This is a genomic window from Sphaerospermopsis sp. FACHB-1194, assembly GCF_014696235.1.
GTDB lineage: Bacteria > Cyanobacteriota > Cyanobacteriia > Cyanobacteriales > Nostocaceae > Sphaerospermopsis > Sphaerospermopsis kisseleviana.
Map to the genome: position 1 here is coordinate 123,997 of NZ_JACJPU010000009.1, position 16,569 is coordinate 140,565.

Annotated in this window: 18 protein-coding genes and 1 pseudogene; 5 read left to right on the top strand and 14 right to left on the bottom strand. The window is 36.6% G+C overall.

The window, feature by feature from the left end; genetic code table 11:
- Positions 1–79 precede the first annotated feature (79 nt).
- The 4 genes from H6F45_RS08095 to H6F45_RS08110 all read right to left on the bottom strand — a co-directional run bounded on the left by H6F45_RS08095 (position 80) and on the right by H6F45_RS08110 (position 2,075).
- The gene (locus tag H6F45_RS08095; RefSeq protein WP_096570842.1) at positions 80–535 is read right to left on the bottom strand and encodes a CBS domain-containing protein; all 456 of its coding nucleotides are present in this window, start codon (positions 533–535) and stop codon (positions 80–82) included.
- An 11-nt stretch (positions 536–546) separates the two neighbouring features.
- Positions 547–891 (bottom strand): hypothetical protein, encoded by a 345-nt coding sequence (locus tag H6F45_RS27315; protein WP_307722505.1) that lies wholly within the window; start codon positions 889–891, stop codon positions 547–549.
- Positions 892–913: 22 nt separating this feature from the next.
- The gene (trxA, locus tag H6F45_RS08105; protein ID WP_187038611.1) at positions 914–1,234 is read right to left on the bottom strand and encodes a thioredoxin; all 321 of its coding nucleotides are present in this window, start codon (positions 1,232–1,234) and stop codon (positions 914–916) included.
- 211 nt (positions 1,235–1,445) lie between these two features.
- Positions 1,446–2,075, bottom strand: a complete 630-nt coding sequence (locus H6F45_RS08110; RefSeq protein WP_096570838.1) for an adenylate kinase — start codon at positions 2,073–2,075, stop codon at positions 1,446–1,448.
- Between the two features lie 105 nt (positions 2,076–2,180).
- Between H6F45_RS08110 and H6F45_RS08115 the strand changes: the two genes are divergently transcribed.
- Both H6F45_RS08115 and H6F45_RS08120 read left to right on the top strand, forming a co-directional pair.
- Positions 2,181–2,522, top strand: coding sequence for a recombinase family protein (locus H6F45_RS08115; RefSeq protein WP_096570836.1), 342 nt, complete (start codon positions 2,181–2,183; stop codon positions 2,520–2,522).
- Positions 2,523–2,798: 276 nt separating this feature from the next.
- Positions 2,799–3,986, top strand: coding sequence for a CBS domain-containing protein (locus H6F45_RS08120; protein WP_190346917.1), 1,188 nt, complete (start codon positions 2,799–2,801; stop codon positions 3,984–3,986).
- A gap of 165 nt (positions 3,987–4,151) precedes the next feature.
- Here the strand turns inward: H6F45_RS08120 and H6F45_RS08125 are convergent, their stop codons facing one another.
- On the bottom strand, positions 4,152–5,255 hold the full coding sequence (locus tag H6F45_RS08125; protein ID WP_190346918.1) for an aromatic ring-hydroxylating dioxygenase subunit alpha: 1,104 nt from the start codon (positions 5,253–5,255) through the stop codon (positions 4,152–4,154).
- Positions 5,256–5,468: 213 nt separating this feature from the next.
- Between H6F45_RS08125 and H6F45_RS08130 the strand changes: the two genes are divergently transcribed.
- The gene (locus tag H6F45_RS08130) at positions 5,469–5,882 is read left to right on the top strand and encodes a heavy metal-responsive transcriptional regulator (RefSeq protein ID WP_096572784.1); all 414 of its coding nucleotides are present in this window, start codon (positions 5,469–5,471) and stop codon (positions 5,880–5,882) included.
- A 62-nt stretch (positions 5,883–5,944) separates the two neighbouring features.
- On the opposite strand, the gene H6F45_RS08135 is transcribed toward H6F45_RS08130, so the two are convergent.
- The 6 genes from H6F45_RS08135 to H6F45_RS08160 all read right to left on the bottom strand — a co-directional run bounded on the left by H6F45_RS08135 (position 5,945) and on the right by H6F45_RS08160 (position 11,350).
- Positions 5,945–6,223, bottom strand: coding sequence for a hypothetical protein (locus H6F45_RS08135; protein ID WP_096570830.1), 279 nt, complete (start codon positions 6,221–6,223; stop codon positions 5,945–5,947).
- Positions 6,224–8,488, bottom strand: coding sequence for a heavy metal translocating P-type ATPase (locus H6F45_RS08140; protein WP_190346919.1), 2,265 nt, complete (start codon positions 8,486–8,488; stop codon positions 6,224–6,226).
- An 86-nt stretch (positions 8,489–8,574) separates the two neighbouring features.
- Positions 8,575–8,769 carry a heavy-metal-associated domain-containing protein gene (locus tag H6F45_RS08145; RefSeq protein ID WP_096570826.1) on the bottom strand — a complete coding sequence of 65 codons (195 nt, stop codon included), beginning with the start codon at positions 8,767–8,769 and terminating at the stop codon, positions 8,575–8,577.
- 90 nt (positions 8,770–8,859) lie between these two features.
- Complete coding sequence (locus H6F45_RS08150) at positions 8,860–9,486, bottom strand: DUF305 domain-containing protein (protein WP_190346920.1); 627 nt, start codon at positions 9,484–9,486, stop codon at positions 8,860–8,862.
- Positions 9,487–9,890: 404 nt separating this feature from the next.
- A complete protein-coding gene (locus H6F45_RS08155) occupies positions 9,891–10,697 on the bottom strand; it encodes a pentapeptide repeat-containing protein (protein ID WP_096570822.1) in 807 nt (268 codons plus the stop codon).
- Positions 10,698–10,711: 14 nt separating this feature from the next.
- A complete protein-coding gene (locus H6F45_RS08160) occupies positions 10,712–11,350 on the bottom strand; it encodes a hypothetical protein (RefSeq protein ID WP_096570820.1) in 639 nt (212 codons plus the stop codon).
- 38 nt (positions 11,351–11,388) lie between these two features.
- Between H6F45_RS08160 and H6F45_RS08165 the strand changes: the two genes are divergently transcribed.
- On the top strand, positions 11,389–11,538 hold the full coding sequence (locus H6F45_RS08165) for a hypothetical protein (protein WP_190346921.1): 150 nt from the start codon (positions 11,389–11,391) through the stop codon (positions 11,536–11,538).
- Between the two features lie 72 nt (positions 11,539–11,610).
- On the opposite strand, the gene H6F45_RS08170 is transcribed toward H6F45_RS08165, so the two are convergent.
- Both H6F45_RS08170 and H6F45_RS08175 read right to left on the bottom strand, forming a co-directional pair.
- On the bottom strand, positions 11,611–13,290 hold the full coding sequence (locus H6F45_RS08170) for an RluA family pseudouridine synthase (RefSeq protein ID WP_190346922.1): 1,680 nt from the start codon (positions 13,288–13,290) through the stop codon (positions 11,611–11,613).
- 19 nt (positions 13,291–13,309) lie between these two features.
- Entirely contained in the window at positions 13,310–14,476 is a 1,167-nt protein-coding gene (locus H6F45_RS08175) for a serine/threonine-protein kinase (protein ID WP_190346923.1), read from the bottom strand.
- 986 nt (positions 14,477–15,462) lie between these two features.
- Here H6F45_RS08175 and H6F45_RS08180 point away from each other — a divergent pair.
- Positions 15,463–16,143, top strand: coding sequence for a hypothetical protein (locus H6F45_RS08180; protein ID WP_190346924.1), 681 nt, complete (start codon positions 15,463–15,465; stop codon positions 16,141–16,143).
- Between the two features lie 195 nt (positions 16,144–16,338).
- Here the strand turns inward: H6F45_RS08180 and H6F45_RS08185 are convergent.
- A pseudogene (locus tag H6F45_RS08185) lies at positions 16,339–16,431 on the bottom strand (element excision factor XisH family protein); the annotation flags it as partial.
- Positions 16,432–16,569 lie beyond the last annotated feature (138 nt).

Here is a 16,569-nt window from a genome sequence, read left to right on the forward strand (position 1 = left end):
GAGATGTTTTCAGATTTTTATCTTTGGTAAATGAGTGTAGTTACCTGTGCAAAAAGTACAAAAAAATGAATTTTGATGTTTAATCTTCGTAAATTCTTGCCTCTGGAGCGTTGGGAAATTCTTCACAATACATTTCAAAAGTGCTTTTGGGATTTTCCACAAAGTCACTTTTTCTGAGGATATCAGTAATTGATATAATTCCTAACAATTTACCTTTAATTACAGGAGCGCGACGAATACCTGTATTGGCAAACAAACGCGCTACATACTCTACACCAAGCTCAGGATTAACTACAATACAAGGCTTGGTCATAATTTCATAAACTCGCACTTGTTTGGGGTCTTTGCCATAGGCACCAACATTGTAAACAATGTCAGTTTCTGTGACTATGCCATAGGGGTCGTTGTCTGTGCGTGGTTCGACAACGATAGAGCGCAGTTTATTATCTTTCATCAGTTTTACTGCTTCTGCTACTGTCGCTGAACCACGAATTGTTACCACTTTTGTGGTCATTATATCTTCAGCCTTCATCATGGTTGAAATCCTTAAAGCAATGAGTATGAATCTGTGGGATTTTGATCTGGTAAATGTCTAAAAATGAGGCTGAATAAAGTACACTCTCTGATCACTAGCATTTGCTCCTCACGAATCTCCGAAGGAGTATTAGATGTGGTAGAAGGTTTAAAACTGCTTGGTATTCCAGGTGCGTAAGCTTCAATTACACTTCCATCCAGAGAGCGCATCACCATCAGGTAGTCACAAACTAGACACTCTGTACGGATAATTTGATTAGCTAAACAATGGGTGTGAGTTAGGTGTTCATCAGTTGCAAACTGACGCTGTGCCTCACTACCGCAATTAGGACATCGAACTATCTGCGCTCTCTGCATAAAGCAATTGCCTCAATAATGGTTAAAGTATATTGGTTACAGCTGTGCTGAATTTTTCATAAGGAGCTATCCCAACAATTTTTTCCAATAAGTCACCGTTCTTGAAAAACATAACTGCGGGAATACTGCGGATACCAAATTGTTTGGCAAAAGTTGGATTTTCACCCACGTCTATTTTGACTACTTTGGCACGACCTGTGTATTCATCAGCGAGTTTATCCATTAAAGGACTAACCATTTTACAAGGTCCGCACCAAGTTGCTGTGCAGTCTAGTACAACTATTTCGTTATCACTTAATAGTGATTTGAACTCTGTTTCCTGGATATATTCAACTGTTGTCATATCAACTCCTTTTTTAATCTTTTTCAATTTTGAGTGGTGGCTGTGAAAGGGAAAACAGTAAAAGATAAGGTGGGATGGCAATGAGTTAATTTCTCTATTGAGAAAAAGCTGAGGTCAGAATTGCTGTAACCTTGATGAAATAAAAGTTTCAGTTTTTTAATTTTTCTTTGCTTACGCATAAAATACTCATTTTCTCTGCTTTGTTTTGCTGTTAGTCCGATAAGATTTGTCGTTCTTTGTTGATTAGTCTTTTGCTAGTATTCACAGTTTTTTGCTGAATTGTTAAACTCAAATCAGAAAAAGAAGTTTGTAAAAAATGAGTCACTATTTCCACAGGGCGATCGCCATTAATCACTGTTAAACATCCTTGCTGGCGATAATGCTGAATCACGGGTGCAGTCTGCTCTTGATAAACTTCTATTCGCTTACAAATAAGTTCAGGGTGGTCATCTGAACGCCCCCTTTGTCGCCACCTTTGTACCAAAACATCTGTTGGCACATAAAAACTGAAAACTCGGTTATAAGACTGTCCTAAAGTTGCTAAGAGTTGATCAAGAAACTGAGCCTGGGATAAATTACCGGGAAATCCATCTAATATCCAACCTCGTTGAGTAGATGGAGCAGTTAAGCGTTGGCGGATGAGATCAAAAATTAAATAGTCTGGAACCAATTCACTTTTTTCTACATACGCTTTTGCTTTCAAGCCTAAAGCAGTTTGATTAGCGATCGCCTGACGTAATATTTCACCAGTGGAAATATGCGGAATTTGCCATTGGCTGGACAGTATTGCCCCTTGCGTACCTTTGCCACTACCCGGCACTCCTAGCAAAATCAATCGCATTCAAACACCCCCTATCTTGAAAAGCCTGAAAAATCTGACTCATTTACCAGCAATCACCAGTAATTGATGTACCATGTTGACAAAGGTAATTAAATTCTGAAAACAATGGCTGCTGAAGAATCGAAAAACCAATCCCTCTGGGAAAAACTCAACCAAGCCCGGAAAGCAAAAGCTGTCAGTGGCGGCTATGCTGGCTATGGTTCACCCGCTTTTGGTCAGCAATCAGTTAATGGTGAATTAGTAGACAATCCCGCTGAACAACAGATTATTGAATTAATTCGCCGTCATCACAAGTCAGGAAAATCACTACCACAAATTGCTGCTTGGCTCAATCAGCAAGGATATACCACCAAGCGAGGACATCAGTGGCAACCTGTGTCCGTGAAAAGGGTTTTAGACAGGCTTTATGGCAAAATGCAACGAATTTCTGGCATGGGTGAGGACTGATGTAGATATTGCCTCTCAATAGAGCCATATACCTCATATCTCTTCCTTTTCCTCTCCAGTTATCTGGCAATCTGCCCTTAGATATCCCAGTTTAAATCTTTAACGCTAATTTACCTTTTACAGCTTATAGCCTTTATATAGCAAGCTTTTCTCCCATTTATCTTTTACATCTCTCGTATTATATATATATTTTGCAGAATTTAATATATTTATTGCTAATAAATTTACAAAACTTCATAATTAGTTTTACCATTTATAATCTAGACCGAATAATCTATGCAAATTGATGATCCACTCATTGGCGTTCCCCGCCTGGAAGATGCAATAGATAAGCAACCACTGGTGGTTGCACCCCATACTTCCCTGATGGAAGTTGTAAATTTAATGAATCAGACACGAGGTAATAGTTGCTTATTACCGGATTTTGATGCAGGAATTACCTTTAATTCCATGCAAGGTACACGCTCCAGTTGTGTACTAGTCATGGAAGGGAGGGAATTATTAGGTATTTTTACAGAACGAGATATTGTGAGATTTACGGCTGCGGGTACGGATTTTGCTAGGGTAAAAATAGCTGATGTCATGGCGCATCCAGTAATTACCCTGTCAGAAACTGTATTTAAGGACATCTTTGCCGCACTGTTTTTATTTCGTCGGTATCGTATTCGCCATTTGGTAATCGTCAATGAACACAAAGAGGTATTAGGAATTATTTCCCCAGAAAGTATTAGACAAATTTTACGCCCCACAAACCTACTAAAAATGAGGCGAGTGTCAGAGGTAATGACAACCCAGGTAATCCATGCACCACCAACAACTTCTGTACTCACCTTGGCGCAGATGATGGCAACTCATAAAGTGAGTTGTATAGTCATAACCAAAACAGACTCCTGGAATAATATTCTGCACGCTGTTAAGCCTGTAGGAATTGTTACCGAAAGAGACATTGTGCAATTTCAAGCATTGGGGTTAAATTTAGACCAAATTGAGGCAAAAACAGCGATGAGTACACCCTTGTTTTTGCTAACTCCAGAAGATTCCCTATGGTCAGCCCATCAAGAAATGCAGCAGCGGCGAGTACAACGATTAGTTGTATCCTGGGATTGGGGATCAAAGTTAGGAATAGTGACTCAAACCAGCTTGTTGCGGATATTTGATCCCTTAGAAATGTATGGAGTCATAGAAACTTTACAGCGAAATGTAGCGCAATTACAAGCTGAGAAAGCAGAATATCTCAGCAACCAAACTAATTCCCCAGAACCACCTCAACAACCAGATTGGCAAATACAGCCACAACATCCAGTTCCCAAGGAAAACTTAAATACCCTGATTTCTCTGTTGGAAAGCAGGATAGAACATTTGATCAAAAACCCGAATCTATCCACAGAATTACAGCAAATGTATTTAAATTTAGCAATAACGGACATTGACAAAATGCGCCATTGCTATCATTCATCGACATAACTCCTCAATACCCTGTTCACTGGCATGAAGAGAATTTTCAATTCTGTTTGATCTTATACTATTTGAAAATTGTGTAGTCGTTATACTCAATACTAAGGTTCTACCTGGGAATTGATGAAGTGGCAAAACAAACCACTTCATTTTTATTGTGAAAATGGTGAATTTTCAATCATTAACTAATTCATCGTGCCATTTTTCCCGTTTTGGGCGTTTCTCTATTTCTCTCACTTCACCGTCATTCATTCTATCTATATACCAAGTTCCCCATTTTAAAGCTTTTTGTCTTTCTAAATGGTCAATAAATTGAATTATGGGTTGATCTAGGTCAATAGGAGATTTTAAATTAAACTGAATAGTTTGAAAAATTTTGTTGTCGTCTTTGATAAAGTCTTCAGCCACAAATTTACTCAGCCATAAAACCAAGTGATTATGTAATCTACCGAAAATACCCAAGCGTTTTTTAGTCATTAATATTGTCATTATTTCTGCTCTACCCGCTTCTATTAAACGGGAAGCAAATATAAGATGAAATTGTAAAAAATCTAAACTAATTGTAATCATTCCTGTCATGCCATACCAATAACAAAGATGATAGTTAACTGGTTTTTTATAAAAGGAACGAATCAATTTCATTAACCAGTAATCAGGAGTTGAGTGAGTAGTATTAGTAAAAGTAATGGCATTTTCATTGAGTTCTTGTTTTTCAAAATTAAACTCTGATAGTAATTTATTAACTGTGTTAAAATGTTGAGCATCAATAGCATTAATCATAAAAACATTAGGGTGACAGTTGGTGATAAATCTGACACCAACAGCACTATCATATTCTTCCATTTCCAACTCAGGAATAAACGGTAAAGGTTGTTGTGGTGTTTCTCCTGTCCAAACCCAAATTAACCCATATTGTTCAGCAGTAGGCCAACTTTTAGCTTTAACTTTAACAGGTTCTTCTAAACAAGGAATTTCTACACAAAAACCTTCAGAGTCAAATTTCCAATGATGAAAAAAACAGCGTATTTCATTACCTTCTACTGTTCCTTCTCCCAGATGAGCGCCAAAATGAGGACAGTAAGCATCTAAAATCACAGCTTGTTTATCTTCACCACGATAAATTACTAATTCTCTACCCAAAATTGTCACGGGTTTAACTTCACCAACTCGTAACTTTTTAGAAGGTATTACCCAATACCAACCTTCAATAAAACGTTCTGGTTGATTGAAAATCTTAGGTTTTCTAGTATGGTTCAAATTTGCTGAATTGACGTTCATTTTTAGATTTATACTTATAGTCAAGGGGGTAATCTAGAAATATCACACCCAGCAAATAAAAACGGTTATTTTCGGTACTTCATTGGTGATTGGTAATTGGTAATTGGTAATTGGTGATTGGTGATTGGTGATTGGTGATTGGTGATTGGGTAAGATTGTTAACCTATTCCCATTCTTATGTTATCATCAAAACAAGAGTTGGGAAAATCTGCTGTGTTAATTGAAGATAAACAACTACTTTTAATTGGTCAGGTAACAGAAAAAAGTGGTGTTCCTATTAGAACAATTCGTTATTATGAAAGTTTAGGTTTAATTCAAGCATCAGCACGTACTGAAGGAGGTTATCGACAATTTTCGTCTGATGTATTAACTCGATTATCTTTTATTAAAAGAGCGCAACATTTGGGTTTAAGTTTAGAAGAAATTAAAGATATTTTGGAAGTTTATGATCACGGTAAACCCCCTTGTTGTGAAATTCAAGAAAAACTGCAAGCAAAGTTATCACAGATTGATCATCAAATTGAGCAATTATTAACTTTACGCTCAGAAATTAATCAATTACTTTCCGGTTGGCAAAATACAGAAATCAAACCTGAAGATACTATTTGTCCAATTATTCAGAAATAAATTTGGTCATTGGTAATTGGTGATTGGTAATTGGTGATTGGGTTATTAAACTCCCTATCTTCCTACCTTCCTACCTCTGATTTACTAAAAATAAACCACCATAATTCTAAACCTATTAAACCTAAACCAGCAATAGTTACTGCAAATTTTAATTCTAAAGGTTGCTGAATAATTTGAAACTGTTGATTTTGATTATGCTGTGAATGTGAATAGGAATTTTCTGCTGTTGCTGGACTTGATGTTAATAACATTAAACAAGCAAGACTTACCCACAGGATTTTTTGATTGAATTTTTGATTGAATTTTTGATTGAATTTTTGAGTTAATGTTTTATTTAACATTTAATTAACTCCTGCTTGAAACTTACGTAATCTTAAAGCATTGCTAACTACAGAAACGGAAGAAAGTGCCATTGCTGCACCTGCAAGAATGGGGTTAAGTAACCAACCGAAAATAGGGTAAAGAATACCAGCCGCAACAGGGATACCAATGATGTTATAAATAAAAGCAAAGAAGAGATTTTGCTGAATATTATTAATGGTAGCGCGACTAAGTTGAATAGCGGTGACAATTGCTTGCAAATCTCCAGAAATTAAAGTAATATCACTTGCAGCGATCGCCACATCTGTACCTGTTCCAATAGCTATTCCTACATCTGCTTGCGCTAACGCTGGTGCATCATTAATACCATCCCCCACCATTGCGACAATTTTAGATTTTGGATTTTGGATTTTGGATTGTAATGATTGTACAATAGCAGCTTTTTGATCAGGTCTGACTTGAGCGAAAACTTGAGAAATACCAACTTGATGAGCGATCGCTTCCGCAGTAGGTTGATTATCTCCTGTTAACATTACCACTTCTAAACCCATCTTTTGCAATGTTTTTACCGCTGCTGTTGAGGAAGGTTTTAAAGCATCCGCAATACCCATTATTCCTGCTAATTCTCCGTCAACAGCAATTAAAATGACAGTTTTTCCTCCGGTTTCCCAAGCAATTTTATATTCTTGCAAAGCATCGGTATTAATTGCTAATTCATTTAACCATCGTTCTGTCCCAATTTGCACTGAATGATGATTAACAATACCTTGTACACCACAACCAGCAACAGCTAAAAAATCCGTAACTTCTGTTAAATTAACTTGTTGAGATTCGGCATATTTTACCACAGCTTCCGCTAGAGGATGTTCAGAATTTCTTTCTACAGATGCAGCTAATTTTAATAAATTCATTTCATTTTGATTAGCTGTACCTTTAGCAGTCACAAAATCTGTAACTGTGGGTTTACCTTGAGTTAAAGTCCCGGTTTTATCAAGTACAATAGTTTTAATTTTATGTGCTAATTCTAAACTTTGGGCATCTTTAATTAAAATACCATTTTCCGCACCTTTACCAGTTCCTACCATTACAGAAGTAGGAGTAGCTAAACCCAAAGCACAGGGACAAGCGATAATTAAAACACCCACCATTGTAATCAGAGAAAGGGTAAAATTACCTGTAAAATTAAACCAAATCAAAAAAGTTGCGATCGCAATAGCAATAACAGCAGGAACAAACCACCCTGTTACCTGATCTGCTAATCTTTGAATAGGAGCTTTAGAACCTTGAGCTTCTTGGACTAATTTCACAATTTGTGCTAAAAAAGTATCCTTACCTACCCTAGTTGCTTTAAATTTAAAACTACCAGTTTTATTAATTGTCGCCCCAATAACTTCATCTCCTGGTTGCTTTTTCACAGGTAAACTTTCACCCGTTACCATCGCCTCATCAACCATTGAATTACCATCAATAACTTCCCCATCAACGGGAATTTTTTCCCCAGGACGCACCAAAATTATATCATTAATAATTACATCTTGAATAGGAACATCAATTTCTTTTCCATCCCGCACAACTCTAGCAGTTTTCGCTTGTAAACCTATTAATTTTCTAATAGCTTCCGAAGTTTGTCCCCTAGCGCGATGTTCCAAAAACCGCCCCAATAAAATTAAAGTGACAACCATTGCTGCAACTTCATAATAAACATGAGTTTCTAAACCTTGGGAAATAAAAAAACTAGGGAAAAGCGTAACCACTACAGAATAAAAATAAGCCGCACCAGTACCCAAAGCGATTAAAGTATCCATCGTTGCGGTGTGGTGTTTTAAAGACTTCCAACCATTTCTCAAAAACGAACCTCCACACCAAAACTGCACCGGAGTTGTTAATATTAACTGCAACCAAGGATGATGTAAAAAATCAGGAATAAAAGGTAATTTTAACCCTGTCATCATCGGTAAAGAACCGACAAACAGGAATGTGCTAATTATCCCCCCTGTCCATAATTTAAGCTTTAATTCTTGTTCTTCTGCTATTTTCTGGACTTGTGCCACATCATCTTCACCCTGTGCTTCTACCATAGAAAAAGATGAATAACCAGCATCTTCAATAGCAGCTTTAATTTCTGTTAAATTAGTCTGTTTTGGTTCATAATTAATTGTTGCTTGTTCTGCACCAAAATTAACATTGCACTCAATCACACCAGGAACTGCAAGTATAGCTTGTTCCACATTATTAGCACAGGAAGCACAACTCATTCCTTTGAGTTTGAGAGTAATATTATTCATAATTTAGAGTAGGGAATAGGGAATAGGGAATAGGGAATAGGGAATAGGGAATAGGTCTAATAAATTTCTCCCCATCTCCCTAACTATTAAGCTGGAGGATAACCAGCAGCAGTTAAAGCTTCTTTAATAGCAGTTTCTGAAGCTTGAGTATCGACATTGACAAGTTTGGTTTTGGGATCAGCTTCCACATTAGCGTTAGCATCTACGGCTTTAACTGCATTGGTAATATTGTTGGCACAAGCAGAACAAGCCATTCCCGGAACTGTAAGTTTGATTGTCATAACTTTAAACAAGAAAGTGAAAAAATCAAGTGAACAAAAAATTAAGGTTCAACTGATAACTGATAACTGATAACTGATAACTGTCACCTGTCACCTGTTACCTGTCACCTTTTGCAACTGCTGCAATTTCTCAAGTTGGGCTGTTTGCGTTTTGATGATAGCTTGAGCTAAATTGCGAATTTGTGGCTCATTAGCATTTTCAGCAGTTGTCTTTGCCATCTTCACTGACATTTGTTGATGGTGAATCATCTTCCGCAAAAATTCCTGGTCAAAGTTGGGGGCATTTTCTAAAGCTTCTAAACTCATCATTCCTCCCATACCGTTACCTCTACCCATACCACCCATACCACCCATGTCCATACAATTCATAGCACCAGCGGGCAATTCTGCGCCATATAACTGTTTGTACAAAGCTTGTAATTGCTCAATTTCTTGGGTTTGCTCGGTTTTTATCTCAGTGGCCAACGCTATTATCTGGGGATTTTTCGCCTTCTGTATGGCCAAATCTGCTATTTTCACCGTTTTCTGATCATGATGAACCATCATTTTCAGAAAACGCTGATCTTCCTGTTGCTGGGGCATGGTATGGGGCATGGTGTTTGTCTCACCAGCAGGGGTAGAAGGCGAATGTTGATGTGGTTGGGCTATGGCGCTATTGGTGAGGGATAAAGCGGCTAGTAAACCTAAAATACCAAAGTTGACTGATTTGTTAAGCATCACTTTTGCTCCTTTCGCTTCCCAAGGAAGGTTTAGGGCATTTCTGCCAAAAATCAGCAATTTGTTTTACCCATGTTACCAATTTTTGGCTGAGAGTCCTGTTGTGTTGTCTAATTTATCCTAAACCCTCTAGTCCACTAGAGAGTCTAGATTTATTTTACAAATCTTTAAATTTTAGTAAATCTTAATTAAATCTTAATTTAGACATTAATAGCCCTTGGATTATTCAAATACACATATTATCATAACCAGTCCAGAAGTCAAGACCCTTGGAAAATCGTTATCTGGAAAAAGCTTATTGACAGAAATTCTCAGAATTTTGGCGGTAAAAATGACTTGTGTAACTTTTTTGGCAAAATTATATTTAAATAATTTATATATTGGCGTTGATTAGTTTGCCGATTCTAATCACATCCAAAAGCAACTGGCAAAATAGCATCAGTTAAAATTGCACCTTTGAGGTTAGCACCTGTTAAATTTGCACCTCTGAGGGTTGCACCTGTTAAATTTGCACCTGCTAAATTGGCATATTTCAAATTAGCCCCAGTTAAATCAGTATTGGTTAAATTAGCTTCACTGAAATTAGCGCGGAATAAGTAAGAACTTCCTAAATGTGATTTAGTTAAATTTGCCTTATAAAAATTAGCTTGATAAAGATAGCTTTGCATTATTTCTGCTTCATACAAATTAGCTTCTGACAAGTCAGCATTAATTAAATTAGCACCCATCAAATTAGCAAAACTCAGATTACTGCGGATGAGTTTACTATCTGCTAAATCGACATTTTTTAAATTAGCGTTGTGAAAATCTGTCCCAATTAAATTAGCGTCTGTAATGATTGCACAGATGAGGTTAGCGGCTTTTAAATCAGCACCAATTAAAGTTACCTGAGATAAATTAGCCTGTGTCAAAATGGCATCTTGCAAATTAGCGAGACTCAAATTAGCTTGAGAAAAGTCAGCTTCGATTAACTTAGCGTGAGAGAGATTAGCACTACTTAAATTTGCACCTTGAAAATTTGTTCTGACCAATAAAGCATAACTTAAATTTACCTTATTTAAATTCACACCTTGGAGATTTGCACCCCGAAAGTTTTCTCCTACTAAGTTAGCGGTACTCAAATCAATTTCAATTTCCGGGTTTTCTTTTCTCCATCCTGTCCAAGTGACTGCACCTGATTTTAATAAAGTTAGATGTTGTTGATGTGCCATTTTTATTAATCCTTTTATTCTTGACGCTGACTTTGAGGAGTGCGGCCTGGTACATTTTCAATTGCGGTTAAAGCTCCTGCTGCACCGGCTAAAATATCTCGTTCCGTTCCTCCTAAATAAAGTCGCCCAAAACTGCCGACAGCTTGCACTTCCAGAATATTAATTGCGGCTGCTTTTTCCGCTTCATTAGCTGCCAGTGCAGCGTAAGCAGCGGGTTCAACTTCTAAAACATAGAGGGTTTGTCCTGCCAGTAGCAGTTGTCCGCGACGGGTACGGTTGATGAGTTGGGTTTGGTAAGCGTCAATGTTGCGGATGATCTGGCTAGAAACCACACGGGGTTTAAGACAGTCTTCTTTTCTGACTCCCAACAAGTCTAAAATCGCTTGTCCTGCGGCTCGTGTTTCTCCTTGAGAACCGGAATGTATTTCCAAAAGTCCATAAAGTCGTTCTACTATCTGCACTCCCGGACGGACAGAAGCGGATTTTAAAGCTACGTCTGTAACTTTATTGATTTCAATACCGGGTGAGATTTCAATCCACAGGGATGTATCCCCTGGTAATGGTAAAAAACCTTGGGCTACTGTTCCCATATATGCTGCGTGTTGCGGTTGCAGGTTGTCTAGAAATACGAAACTGCGTAATTCTATGCCCAAAGTGTTTTTCTCCAGTTATGAGTATGAGTATGTAATATATGAGTTTACCGATAAAGGCTGCATCTGAGAAGAAGGAGATCAAGGAGTCAGAAGGCAGAAGGCAGGAGGCAGGAGGCAGAAGGCAGGAGGTAAAAGTCGAGGCAGAGCCTCTTGGTGGCATTCCCAGTCAGAGACTGGGAACGAGATAACGAAATAACTTCTCCCTGCCCTTTGCTCCCTATTCCCTATTCCCTATTCCCTATTCCCTATTCCCTATTCCCTTAAAACGGTGTTACTGTTTGTAAATGCAGATTTGTCCCGGTGTGGGGATGTTTAAATGTGATTTCTCTGGCGTGTAGATGTAATCGAGTAGCGTTAGCATTGCAACCATATAGGCGATCGCCTAATATATTAATTCCCAATCCTGCTACATCCGCAGCATGAACCCGTAATTGATGAGTTCTTCCTGTTAGGGGTTTAAATTCTACACGGGTGTAATTTCCTTTTTTTCCGATAACTCGAAATTCCGTTACACTGGGTTTACCTTTTTCCCAATCTACTTTTTGATAAGGTCGGTTTTCAGGATCTCCCCACAATGGTAAATTAATAATACCTTTTTCTCCTTGTTCTGTGGTCAGTGAACCTGCAATAATCGCTTCATATATTTTATGTATTTGTCGGTTGGCAAATTGCTGATTTATCTGTGCATAGGTGTTTTGATCCCGTGCTAAGATTAAAATCCCAGATGTTTCTTGATCTAAACGATGCACTGACATTAATTCCCAATCATACAAATTTCGTAAACGACTTAAAACACTGTCTTGGTTTTCTACATACCGCCCTGGTACTGATAATAATCCCGGTGGTTTATTCACTGCAATTAACCATTCATCTTGATAAATAATTTCTAAGTTTGAAAAATCAGAAGTTGCAATTTTTAAACCAGATAGCAAAAACCCCATCAACGGTTGACATCTTTCAACACAAGCACCATAAAATTTTCCTGGAATCTTATCTTGAATTGTATCCTGAATTGTATCCTGAATTTTATCATATTCTGAAGATTCACCCCACCAAAATTCCGCCATTGCTAGGGGTTTTAAGTGATGAGTTGCTGCATAATGTAACAACTTGGGAGCGCAACATTCACCTGTACCTGTAGGTGTTCCTGTTGGTATTAATTGTTGGATAGATAAAGATTTTCCATAAAAATTAGTTAATTTATAAGCTGCGTGCATTTGGTTTTGTAATTCCCTGGATAGCTCTTTTCTCTGTTGTTTGAGTTCTCTAATTCTGTTATTTGTGGCTGTTATTTTATCATGTAAAGGCTGTAAAACTTCATTTTGACGACGTTTGAGGTATTTTCTTTCAATTCCCTGCTGACGGCTTTCTGCTTCTAGTTCTGCTAAAGCAAGTTCTAACTTTTCTCCTGTGAGGTTTTGTTGATATTGTTGGCGTTTTTCTTGTCGTTGTTTTTTACTATAATTATGTTCTAAACTCATGTTGTCTAACTGTTGTTGAAATTTAGCAGCTAAGGTTTCATATTGTTGTCGTTCTGGAATTTGTTGAAGTTGAATAATTTCCTGTTTAATTTTTTCCAATTCTATTAAAGTTTGCTTTTCTGCTAAAGCTATTTCTGCTCTTCCGGGAATAGGTGAAACCCAACCTGCAACTACACTTAAACCATTTAAAAGACCAGAAAAAGCTTTAATAACTCTTTGTTCACCGTTGGGTAATTCAACTAATAGAATACCATACATTTTCCCTTCATTATTATAAAGTTGATTTTCCCGAATTTGCTGCATTAAACTTTTAGCAATAGCTTCACTTAACGCCGTGCGTGGTAATTTCAGAAGTTCCCCTGTTTGGGGACATTTTCCCTCATAGTAATAGTTAGGTGGTGCAAGTTCAACCTCCATATCTGGGTTAATAAAATCTGATAAATGATGTAAAATTACCATCTGAAAATTACCATCTATTTTATTTACCTAAAAATTTAGCTTTCATTTCTTCCAAGTCTTTATCTATAGCATCGTTATTAGTAGAATTATTGGTAGAATTATTAGTAGTCACAGATGGTTGTGGTGTCACATTCTGCGGTTGCACTTTACCACCTGTAAACTGTGTTTTGATTTCTAATAATTCTTGCTCAATTTTACTAGAAGTTTGAGAAGAAACTGTAGGTTGAGAAGTTGAAGGTTTTTGTTTAACTGGTTGAGTAATTATTGTCGGTGGGATAACTGCGGAAGTTTGAATATTTAAATTGTTATTTATGTTATTTAAATCTTGCAGAACTTCCTCAGTTGTTTGATAACGCCGACCAGGGATAGTTTCTACCATTTTATCAATAATATTACCCAATTCGTTACTAACGGGAGTTGGTAAATTTTGTCGCCATATCCAAGCAGCGTTATGGGTATCGTAACTATCAAAAGGCGATCGCCCTGTTAATAAATTAATACAAGTTACTCCCAAACTATAAATATCACTGGCAAAAATTGCCCTTCCCCGCATTTGTTCTGGTGCAACATATTCAGGACTACCTATACTTGTTCCTGTATGATTTAAAGCTGTACTTGTAAAAGATTTTGCAGCCCCAAAATCAACAATTACTAACTTATTATCATTAATACGACGAATAATATTTTCTGGTTTAATATCGCGGTGAATGACTTGTTTACTATGACAAAATTGTAATACATTTAATAAATCATTCAACAATTGTCGAATTTGATTTTCATTAAAAGTACCTTTGTTTATTAATTCATGAGCTAAATTTTGCCCATCAATAAATTCTTGGACTAAATACTGTCTGTCATCTTGAGTACAATAAGCCAACAGCGCGGGAATTTGGGGATGTGTTCCCAATTCATCTAACTGAATAGCTTCCTGATTAAATAACTCTATTGCTTTTTGTACCGTATTTGTACCCTGTGCTTGGGGAAAAAATTGTTTAATTACACAGGGAGGTTTTGAGGGTTTATCCTCATCCACCGCTAAAAAAGTCCTACCAAAACCACCTTGTCCGATGGGTTTGATAGGGCGGTAACGTTCTTTTAAAAGTAACTTAGTACCGCAAGTTAGGCAAAACTTGACATCATCAGGGTTTTCCGGTTTGGAACAATGGGGGTTAAGACAGTAACTCATAAAGGCGATCGCTCACTTATCTATATTGTGCCTTGTGCTTTGTTAAATGTTAATTGTTAAGATTATTCAATAAAAGCATAGTTTAACAAAAAAAATAAACAAATTGGACTTTGATAATCATGAAAAATCAATTTTCTTGGACTCAACAATGGTATCCTATTAGTCCCAACCAAGTAGCACAAAATTTACTTTGGGTCTAGTCTGATCATAGTTTAACAGCATTTACAGATTGCACATCCAAATAACCAGCTACCATTCCCGACACAGAACTGGATATTAATGTAAGCGACTGGTTTATGTTTGAAGCACTAATATGTTAATTATCATCAGCTTGTTAGTAAAATTACTCATATAATTGGCAGTAATATCAACAATTATTGCTGTTTGTAGTTCTTTGGCATTTTATTTATTAGATGATCCTAGTAATTATATTGTGTAACAATACCTTAGCCATTTTCCCGTAGGTTGGGTTGAACGAAGTAAAACCCAACTTATTTGTTGGGTTTCGTTCCTCAACCCAACCTACAAATCAAGATATTTTTGATTTTGGCAAAGGTATTGGTGTAAAAATCAGAATTACCTAAAAGTTTAAAGTTTAATTTGCACAAGTTTTTATATTTTTTATATTAAATTGATAAAATCTTTATTTTCTTCAAAATTTTATATGTTAAGCTAACCACCATTACGGTAAATAAAGTACCAAAACTTTTTACAGGGATATCTTCAAGATATAAACGTTAATTCATGCCAAGGGTAGATCACTTGAAATAAAAGATAATTGTCCCTGCTGAATTAACAATCAAACCACATCTAATCCATGTTATTGGTACTCATACAGGGGCATTTTATTAGTTGGTGAGCAGTCCAGATAGCTAATTATCAATAATCATCATAGACCAAATAAATTTAGCATTATATCTGGACTGATTTAGTAGCCGAAATATCAAAACCTAATTCACTTTTTCCAACCTATTGAGGATTAACAGATGGTTCTTACTTTGAGAAAAACAATTCGTGATATTGTCTTCAGTAATCGCCAATTAGCAAAATTGTACTACTCAGTTAGCTTGACTCAACCTGTTTTACCACACTGGGTAGGTAATGACTACTACCGCACAAAATCATCATGGGAATTACAACCCCATCTCTGTCCATGTGATCTTGAATTAATCGAATATTTGCAAAAATATAATATTCAGGATCGGACAGTATTTCATTTTGGTACAGGCGCTCATCACATTTTAGGATTAGAAAATCAGAAGTTAGCAAAACCCAATGAAATTATTGGTATTACTGCTTCTATGCCTGAACATGAAGCTTATGTGCAAATGTGCCGTAAAAATCGCCAACTAGCTAAATTTTACAAGGTACTTTGTACAGATATCTACACTCTCACAGATCGTTCTTTACCAATGTTAGATGTGGTTGCACTCTTTCATATTGGTGAATTTTATATGGCTGAAGAAGCTCCCTTTGTGCATCATAATGATGAATCAATGGTTGATTTATTTCTCAGAAAATTGAATCCTCACGGGAAAATACTGTTCTATACACAGTCTGTAGGTTATGCTAAAGCTGAAGAAATCATCGAATCATTTACAGCCCAAGGTAAAATTTACCTAGTTGAAAAATACAAGAGTCTTTTGGTTTATGCTCAGAAACAGTAAGTTGAATCAAGCAGTGATGTGATATTAATTTAGAATAGGTAATATTTAGATCCCCCCAACCCACTTTTTAAGGGGGGCTAATACCAATTCTCTGTAATAAGAGTGATTCAAGCGTTTTTAATAGAAACAATGGTGTGGTTATAAGATACGGTTGGGTTCTTTTTTTCTTAAAACAGTACGATAATTAAGTGTTTATCCTAAAGCTGTATGAAATTCAGTAACTTCAGATTGCCCTAAAAAGGATTTTACCTCAACTGCTATTTTTTGACCTTCCTTTTCTGCTCCTAATTGTTATATTAGTAGCGACTGTCTTGATTGTCAAGCGATCGTAAAGGAAAAATTTAAAGTCTAGGAAAAAAGTCAGAAAATAGAGGATAAAAACAAAGCAAAACAAAACAGGTAAATTATAGATGGCTATAAATTACC

What these genes read in the sequence shown, in the direction of transcription:
- H6F45_RS08095 (WP_096570842.1), bottom strand. Translation starts at nt 535, where the DNA reads ATGATGAAGGCTGAAGATATAATGACCACAAAAGTGGTAACAATTCGT.
- H6F45_RS08140 (WP_190346919.1), bottom strand. Translation starts at nt 8,488, where the DNA reads ATGAATAATATTACTCTCAAACTCAAAGGAATGAGTTGTGCTTCCTGT.
- H6F45_RS08115 (WP_096570836.1), top strand. Translation starts at nt 2,181, where the DNA reads ATGGCTGCTGAAGAATCGAAAAACCAATCCCTCTGGGAAAAACTCAAC.
- H6F45_RS08175 (WP_190346923.1), bottom strand. Translation starts at nt 14,476, where the DNA reads ATGAGTTACTGTCTTAACCCCCATTGTTCCAAACCGGAAAACCCTGAT.
- H6F45_RS08165 (WP_190346921.1), top strand. Translation starts at nt 11,389, where the DNA reads ATGAGTTTACCGATAAAGGCTGCATCTGAGAAGAAGGAGATCAAGGAG.
- H6F45_RS08155 (WP_096570822.1), bottom strand. Translation starts at nt 10,697, where the DNA reads ATGGCACATCAACAACATCTAACTTTATTAAAATCAGGTGCAGTCACT.
- H6F45_RS08150 (WP_190346920.1), bottom strand. Translation starts at nt 9,486, where the DNA reads ATGCTTAACAAATCAGTCAACTTTGGTATTTTAGGTTTACTAGCCGCT.
- H6F45_RS08120 (WP_190346917.1), top strand. Translation starts at nt 2,799, where the DNA reads ATGCAAATTGATGATCCACTCATTGGCGTTCCCCGCCTGGAAGATGCA.
- H6F45_RS08125 (WP_190346918.1), bottom strand. Translation starts at nt 5,255, where the DNA reads ATGAACGTCAATTCAGCAAATTTGAACCATACTAGAAAACCTAAGATT.
- H6F45_RS27315 (WP_307722505.1), bottom strand. Translation starts at nt 891, where the DNA reads ATGCAGAGAGCGCAGATAGTTCGATGTCCTAATTGCGGTAGTGAGGCA.
- H6F45_RS08180 (WP_190346924.1), top strand. Translation starts at nt 15,463, where the DNA reads ATGGTTCTTACTTTGAGAAAAACAATTCGTGATATTGTCTTCAGTAAT.
- H6F45_RS08110 (WP_096570838.1), bottom strand. Translation starts at nt 2,075, where the DNA reads ATGCGATTGATTTTGCTAGGAGTGCCGGGTAGTGGCAAAGGTACGCAA.
- H6F45_RS08170 (WP_190346922.1), bottom strand. Translation starts at nt 13,290, where the DNA reads ATGGTAATTTTACATCATTTATCAGATTTTATTAACCCAGATATGGAG.
- trxA (WP_187038611.1), bottom strand. Translation starts at nt 1,234, where the DNA reads ATGACAACAGTTGAATATATCCAGGAAACAGAGTTCAAATCACTATTA.
- H6F45_RS08135 (WP_096570830.1), bottom strand. Translation starts at nt 6,223, where the DNA reads ATGTTAAATAAAACATTAACTCAAAAATTCAATCAAAAATTCAATCAA.
- H6F45_RS08145 (WP_096570826.1), bottom strand. Translation starts at nt 8,769, where the DNA reads ATGACAATCAAACTTACAGTTCCGGGAATGGCTTGTTCTGCTTGTGCC.